This is a genomic window from Pirellulales bacterium (assembly GCA_036490175.1).
GTDB lineage: Bacteria > Planctomycetota > Planctomycetia > Pirellulales > JACPPG01 > JACPPG01.
Genome location: DASXEJ010000107.1, coordinates 1 through 7,297, shown reverse-complemented (window position 1 = coordinate 7,297; position 7,297 = coordinate 1). Strand labels below are relative to the sequence as shown.

The following is a 7,297-nucleotide window of genomic DNA, read 5'->3' as shown; positions in this document are numbered from 1 at the left end:
TGCCCCATGTTGCGGCCACTACCGATCTCCGATTTTCCCCGATTGCAGGCAATCAAAACCGGACAAAGCAGGCGGGATCGATCTTAACCTCGTCCGCAATGAAAGACTACCCGTCGCGAAGTGGCGGGCTTTCGCCGCTCGCCCCCAGGGCGCGCGGGAAAATGATCCTGTCTGTCCGGTTGGCCGTGCGCGGGTCGATCCCGTCTTCCGCCAATCAAGCAAAGGCGGGGAAAGGTCCCCCACCTGGCTTTCCGATCGGACCTGGCTGATTGTGGACACGGCGGGCGCCCAGTGAGTCAGCGGCGGCTTAGGAAGTCTTTGCGGGTGCCGCCGATGGTTCCTCGTCGACCGTTTGAAGTTTTTCGTCCACACGATGGCGCAGCAGCATTGCGGCTTCGCTGTCCAGGTTGAGCTTGACGAGGTCCGGCCGAAAAAAGAGCGCAAAAGCCCAGTTGGCCATGATATGCAGCCGACGGGGCCATCCCGGCATCTGAAGCAAGTAATACGTGCGCCGCACCAACCACGCCGGTACGCCACGAACGCGCGCCTTGAGGAGCTGGCCGAATGCCTTGCCGTGTCCCAGCGAGCCCATCATTCCGAGGTTGTCGTAGACGAACGGCCGGGGCGGGCTGCCATCCAGCACGGCCACAAGATTGCCAGCCAGGACTTTCGCTTCTCGCAGCGCATGCTGGGCCAGATTGGGATAGGGTTTGCCGTCCGGGCCTGGGATCGAAGCACAGTCCCCGATCGCCCAAATCTCTGGATTGGTTTTGCAACGCATCGTGGCGTCAACCAGGATATGACCATGTTTGTCCTTCGGCACAGGCAGGCTGGCCACGATCGGGTTGGGGACGATGCCCGCTGCCAGGATAATGGTCCCCGCTTCGATGGTCTCCTCCGGCAAGTGGACCTTGCCGGGCTCGATGGCGCCCACTCGCGTTTGGGTCCGAATCTCGACCCCGGGCCGCTGGAGGAGTACCCGCATGCCGTAATCGGCGAACGTGGGGTTCATTTCCGGCATGATGCGTTCGGCGCCTTGAAGCATGACGAAGCGAACCTCGTTGCGATTGACTCGCTTGTATAGCGGCGCGATCTCGTCGGCAAACGCAGTCAATTCGCCTATCAGCTCCACGCCGACCAGTCCGCCACCGATGATCACGAACGTGAGCAGCCGGCGCTTGCGTTCCGGCTCAAGCTCCACCGCGGCTCGCTCAAAGCTTTCGATGATTCGATTGCGCAGCAGCAGAGCATCGGCAAGCGTCTTGAACGTGAATGCGTGTTCGGATCCGGGAATCATTTGCTGATTTGTCATGGCGCCCAAGGCGAGAACCAGTTGGTCGTACGCCAACTCGCCGGTTTCAGTTCCGCCAACCAGATGAACGACGCGCCGCTCCAGGTCAACTCGATGAACGCTGGCCTCGGCAAACCGCGTCGTGCGCAAGAACGCACGGATGGGGAAAGCACAATCGCGCATGTCCAGCGTCCCGGAGCATACCTCGAAGAGCAGCGGAGTCATGAGCAGAAAATTGTTCTGACTCACCAGAACGATTTCGACCTCCGGCCGGCGTTTGCAAATCTTCTCCAGGTGGCGAGCCGTGTAGGCTCCCCCGAAGCCGCCCCCGAGTATTACGATGCGGTTTCTCTTGCTTTGGGAGTCGGTGCTCATGCCGTGTTCCTCGCGAGTAACAAAACCCTGGCCCTAAAGAATGCTCGGCCCGCAGGCTAGCTAAGCAGAATCTGCAGAAATGTACAGATCCAGACCGCCGATTTGCCAAGTTTTCTTCAACCATCAGGCGTACTGGGCTCAACCACCGAGCGACAGCACACCGTCCGATAAAGTCGAAATCTCGCCGCCCCCGTCAAAACAGCAATTACGCGGAAGGCAATTTCTGCGGGGACGCCGCGGCTCCGGCGATTCCCTCGACAAGTCACTTCTTCGGGCTCGGCGCCCACCGGGCCGCCGCTTTGCGCCGGAGGCCTGCCGCGCCAAGCCGCGTGACGACGGGGCACCCGCCGTCATTGACCGCTACCACTTGTGGTAAGGCAAAAACTTTCCGTCGAGCGTGATTACGACGCGATCTCCTTTGGGGGATTCACGCCTTTTGATGTCCATTTCGAAATCGATCGCGCTCATGATGCCGTCGCCAAACATCTCGTGGACGAGGGCCTTGATCGTGGTGCCGTACACCTGCACGATTTCATACAGCCGATAGATCGTGGGATCGACCGGCACCGCCTCATCCAAAGATCCGCGAGTAGGGATTTCCTGCAGCGCTTTGGCGACGTCCTTTCCCAGTCCGAGCGTGGCCACGGCCTTTTCCGCTTCGTCGGCCGACATGGTCTGCTGACCCATCAGCGCCGCTGTCACCCACACCGGATGCCGCCCGACCGCTTCGGCGATCTTGGCAAACGTTAGTCCCTTATCCAGCTTCGCGGCCAGAATCCGCTCGGTCGCTTCGTTTCGCGTCATGGTTTGAACTCCTGTAATTCGGTGATGCTTTGCGGGACGGGTGAGATCCCGTGCGACGACTGCTCGACGAGATGAATGTACGCTCTGCAATTTTAGTCTTCAATTACGAGCCACGGTTCCATCGTGACATCAGTCCCGTGACCGTCGACGATCTAGAGAACGACGGAGTCATTCAATGTGGTGCTTTCGTTCTGGAATGATGGCTCGCGACTAGCACAGGGGCTCCAATTGCTCTGTTCGTCGTTGGAATTCCGGCCGGTGCGTGTCCTCGCTCAGTTCGAGCAACAGAGCATGGGTTTATGCGCGACGTCCGCGACAATGCGAGCCACAGATTGCAGTCGCCGATTCGACGACGCGCGGCCGTTCGTCCGATGTGGTGTCGATCGCCCAGTTCGAGCGGAACGCGTCCGCTGCCGATCGGTCCCTTGCCGTGCCAAGAGAGCCCGAACTTGAGGGGTTGGCCCGACAATTCCCGCAGTTCGAGAAAACAAGGCCCGATCCCTGCAGTCACCTACGCCCCGCCAAGCACTCAGCTGCCCCCCCCTGACCGCGGATGGCCCGGCCGCGACTGCCGTTGACTCGGGCCGAGTCGCCAGCGAACGGGCGCGGGAACGGCGTTCCGTGCGGAACAAGGTTTGCAGCTTGGCAGCAGGTGGCCAGCGAGGTGACCGCATCGCCGGAACGCACAAATCTGACATTGAGCGCCTTCAAAGATCGTGATACAGTTCCCGCGCAAAATAAGGTTCCGGCATGTGTGCAGCAGTCCGCGCGAGCAGGAGCGACGCAAGCATGTATAAAAAAGGTGAAAGCATTTGGTCTGCCGACTCGATTCTCGGCGTCAACGAATTACAGGCGCGATTCGCCGGCGCCGGCATTCCGATCGTCATCAAGCGGAGTGGATTCAAAGGCTATTTAGACGCCGTTCGGACCGACGCTTGGGAGTTTGTCGTTACGCGCGATCTGGGGCGCAACGAAAACGTACCTCTCCAGCGCTTGGTGATCCACATGCTGGATTATCACAACGAACGTGCCGCATTGCTGCCCGAATCAATCAGCAAGTGACGAGCCTTCCGCCGGTCAATGTTCGCCGATGGCAGAAGGAGCCGGGCTTGGCCTGTCGTCAGTCGAGCCCCAGGCGTCGCTCAGGCCAGAATGGCTTGGATGACCTTGGCACCTTCCACTCCGGTCAGCTTGGCGTCGAGCCCCTGGAACTTGACGCTGAAGGCTTCGTGCTGGATGCCAAGTTGGTGTAGCATCGTGGCGTGCAGATCGTGCACGGTGCACACGTTCTCGACGGCCGCGTAACCCAACTCGTCGGTCGCGCCATGGACGATGCCGCCGCGAATGCCGCCGCCGGCCAGCCAGACCGACATTGCCTTGTTGTGATGGTCGCGGCCGTTGCCTTGCGACATCGGGGTGCGGCCGAATTCGCCGGCCCAAACAATCATCGTGTCCTCCAGCATGCCGCGCTGCTTGAGGTCGGTGATCAGGGCCATGCAGGCACGATCGATCTCCTGCGCTTTCAGCGCGATCCCCTCCTTCACGCCGCCGTGATGGTCCCAGTCTTTGTGATAGAGTTGGACGAACCGCACGCCGCGTTCGGCAAGCCGCCGGGCCAACAAACAATTCGAGGCAAATGAGCCGTCGCCCGGCTGACAGCCGTAGAGTTCGAGCGTCTGGGCGGATTCGCTGCGAATGTCGATCAGCTCGGGAACGCTGGCCTGCATCCGGAACGCCATTTCATATTGTGCGATCCGAGTGGCGATTTCAGGATCGGCGACCAGTGCGTCGTGTTGGTGGTTGAGGGCGTTGATGGCTCCGACGTCGGCACCTTGCTGCTCACGCGTGACACCCCCAGGATTGCTCAGATACAGGACCGGGTCGCCTTTCGATCGCAACTGCACTCCTTGATAGCGGCTCGGCAGGAAACCGCAGCTCCATTGCCGCGCGGCGATCGGTTGATTCTGGCCTCCCCGGCCCAGCGACGTGAGCACCACGAAGCCCGGCAAATCTTCGGCATCGCTGCCCAGGCCATACGTAATCCACGATCCCATGCTGGGCCGGCCGGCGATCTGCGAGCCGGTATTCATGAACATGTGCGCCGGGTCGTGATTGATTGCTTCGGTGGTCATGGAGCGGATCAGGCAGATGTCGTCGATCACCGACCCAATCTGCGGGAAGAGCTCGCAGATCTCAGTCTGGTTCTGGCCAAACTTTGCGAACGGGTGCTGCGGTCCGAAGCACGACAGCTTCGCTCCTTGCAATTGAGCGAGTTGTTGCCCCTTGGTGAAACTTTCCGGCATCGGTTGCCCATCCATCTCGCCCAATTTGGGCTTGGGATCGAACGTCTCCAGATGCGAGGGTCCGCCGGCCATCGATAGCCAAATGACACGCTTGGCTTTTTGCGGCAGCGGCAGCGAGGCCAGCGCGCCGCGCGTCGGCGCAGCTTCGAGCAACGACGGTCGCATGAGCGACGCCAGTGCCACGGCCCCCAAGCCTTGCACCGATTTGATAAAGACACGCCGTGAGATCGCCGGCAGGGGTGAGATGTGCATGAAGTCTGATCACATTCGCGTGATGGTTTCGTGGAGATTCAAAAGCACTCGGGCCACATGGGTCCAGGCGGCCAGTTCTGCCCGATCGAGCGAGTCGGCGACCGGCGCGTTGCCGATCTTGACCAGTGCGGCCGCGGCTTCCGCGTTCTGTCGATAATCGGCCAGATGCCGAGCCAAAAGTTCGCTGGCCGTGGCGATCTCTTCGGCTCGCGGACTGCGTTGCAACGCGTGCTGCCACGCCCAGGTCAGCCGGTCCGGGGTCGCCGCTCCCCCTTCGCCAATAATTCGTGCGGCGAAGACGCGTGCCGCCTCGACGTAGGTCGGGTCGTTCAACTGCACCAGCGCCTGCTGCGGAATATTGGAACGATTGCGCTCGGCACAGCACTCTTCTCGGCTCGGCGCATCGAACGCCAGCAGGCTGGGATGAAGGAACGAACGCTGCCACCACGTGTAGAGACCGCGCCGGTACTGGTTCGCACCCGCGTCCGCGGCGTACTGCCGCGGTGGGAAGTTCAGGTTCTCCCAGTAGCCGTCGGGTTGATACGGCTTTACGCTTGGGCCGCCGATTTGCAGCGATAGCAGCCCGGCGATCGCCAACGCGTTATCGCGCACCAGCTCGGCGTCGATGCGCAGTGCGCTTTGCCGTGCAAATTCACGGTTATAGGGATCCGATGCCAGCATTTCGGCCGTCGGCGTGGAAACTTGCTTGTAGGCGGCGCTGCTGACGATCGTGCGCACCATGTGCTTCATGTCCCATCCACTATCAACGAACTCGCAGGCCAGCCAGTCGAGCAGCACCGGATTCGCGGGCGGTTCCCCTTGGGCTCCCAGGTCGTCGAGCATTTTGCTCAAACCGGCCCCGAAAAACTGCTTCCAAACGCGGTTCATCACCGTGCGTGCCGTGAGCGGGTTGTCGCGCGCGACCAGCCATTGGCCAAGATCGAGCCGGTTCAAGTCGCGGTCCTCGACCTTCGCTTGCGGCAGATAGTGGGGTAGCGCGGGCTTCATCACCTCGCCACTGTCGTCCATGAAGTTGCCGCGCGGCAGAATGCGCACGGTCCGCTTGTTGGCGCTGCTGACACTGACCAGGCATTTGGGCAGCGACTCGTAAAAGTCCTTGCGCTGCCGCTCGGTCTCGGCCACTTGATTGCGCTCGGCATGATAGAGCTTTGTCGCTTTGCCACGGAAATAGTTTTGTAGCTGCTGCTTGTCGTTCGCCGTGCGCGCCGGCACCTCTTTCTTCAGCAACTCGGTCACTTGCTCGGCGAGCTTTTTGTCGGCGGGGCTCGCTTTCGAATCCGGCGCAAGCTCGGGCAAAGTCACGTCATAGTTGACCAGATCGGCTTCCCACTGCTGCTGTGCCGCTTCGAGCAGTGGGACGATGGCCTCGAATTTCTTTTTTGCATCGGCCGATGCCGCGTCGAGATCCGCCAGTTGTTTTTCCTCTTCCGACGTGCCGACAATCATGCCGTCTTCGCGACGGCCCACGATCGGCTCCTGGATGTCGGCAAAGAAGGCGCCCAGCGAGTAGAAGTCGCGCGTCGTGAAGGGATCGAACTTGTGATCGTGGCATTGTGCGCAACCGGTCGTCTGGCCCATCCACGCGGCGCCGATGGCACGCACACGGTCGGTCAACATGCGCGCTTCGTAATCTTTCGCTTGGGCTCCTCCCTCTTCGGTCGAAAGCAGCAAGCGGTTGAAGGCCGAACCGATCCGTGTTTCGCGGTTGGCGTCGGGCAGCAGGTCGCCGGCAATCTGCTCCAGCGTGAAGCGGTCGAAGGGCTTATTGTCGTTGAAACTCCGGATGACCCAGTCACGATAGGGCCAGACATTGCGCGGTACGTCGCTGTGATAGCCAATCGTGTCGGCATACCGCACCAAATCCAGCCAACCCATGGCCATCCGCTCGCCGTAATGCGGATTCTTCAGCACGCGCTCGACCAGCGCGTCGTAGGCCCCCGGCGACGCGTCGCTCAAGAAGGCCTGCACCTCTTCCGGTGTCGGAGGCAGCCCGAGCAAGTCCGAATACAATCGGCGGATCAACGCCCGGCGATCGGTCTCCGGCGAAGGCTTCATGCCGATCTCGGCAAGCCGCTTTTCGAGCAGAGCGTCGACACCGTTTTGGCCGGCAGGAATCGCCGCCTTTACCGGCGGCTCGTAGGCCCAGTGCTGCTGATAACGTGCACCCTGGGCGATCCACCGCTGGAGAATCTCTTTCTGCCGGGCCGTGAGCTTCTTGTTCGAATCGGCGGGCGGCATCAGGTCGTCGGGA

6 protein-coding genes are annotated in these 7,297 nt (G+C 61.2%); 2 read left to right on the top strand and 4 right to left on the bottom strand.

Annotated features, from left to right (window positions below; translation table 11 throughout):
- Nucleotides 1-307: 307 nt before the first annotated feature.
- Nucleotides 308-1,666, bottom strand: coding sequence for an NAD(P)/FAD-dependent oxidoreductase (locus VGG64_07580; GenBank protein ID HEY1599446.1), 1,359 nt, complete (start codon nucleotides 1,664-1,666; stop codon nucleotides 308-310).
- A gap of 360 nt (nucleotides 1,667-2,026) precedes the next feature.
- On the bottom strand, nucleotides 2,027-2,470 hold the full coding sequence (gene cynS / locus VGG64_07575; protein HEY1599445.1) for a cyanase: 444 nt from the start codon (nucleotides 2,468-2,470) through the stop codon (nucleotides 2,027-2,029).
- Nucleotides 2,471-2,520: 50 nt separating this feature from the next.
- Between cynS and VGG64_07570 the strand changes: the two genes are divergently transcribed.
- Both VGG64_07570 and VGG64_07565 read left to right on the top strand, forming a co-directional pair.
- The gene (locus VGG64_07570) at nucleotides 2,521-2,670 is read left to right on the top strand and encodes a hypothetical protein (protein ID HEY1599444.1); all 150 of its coding nucleotides are present in this window, start codon (nucleotides 2,521-2,523) and stop codon (nucleotides 2,668-2,670) included.
- Nucleotides 2,671-3,259: 589 nt separating this feature from the next.
- Complete coding sequence (locus VGG64_07565) at nucleotides 3,260-3,532, top strand: hypothetical protein (protein HEY1599443.1); 273 nt, start codon at nucleotides 3,260-3,262, stop codon at nucleotides 3,530-3,532.
- A gap of 80 nt (nucleotides 3,533-3,612) precedes the next feature.
- Here the strand turns inward: VGG64_07565 and VGG64_07560 are convergent, their stop codons facing one another.
- Nucleotides 3,613-5,025 carry a DUF1501 domain-containing protein gene (locus tag VGG64_07560; GenBank protein ID HEY1599442.1) on the bottom strand — a complete coding sequence of 471 codons (1,413 nt, stop codon included), beginning with the start codon at nucleotides 5,023-5,025 and terminating at the stop codon, nucleotides 3,613-3,615.
- 9 nt (nucleotides 5,026-5,034) lie between these two features.
- Nucleotides 5,035-7,297, bottom strand: a 2,263-nt coding sequence (locus VGG64_07555) for a DUF1549 and DUF1553 domain-containing protein (protein HEY1599441.1), incomplete at its 5' end; no start/stop codon positions are given.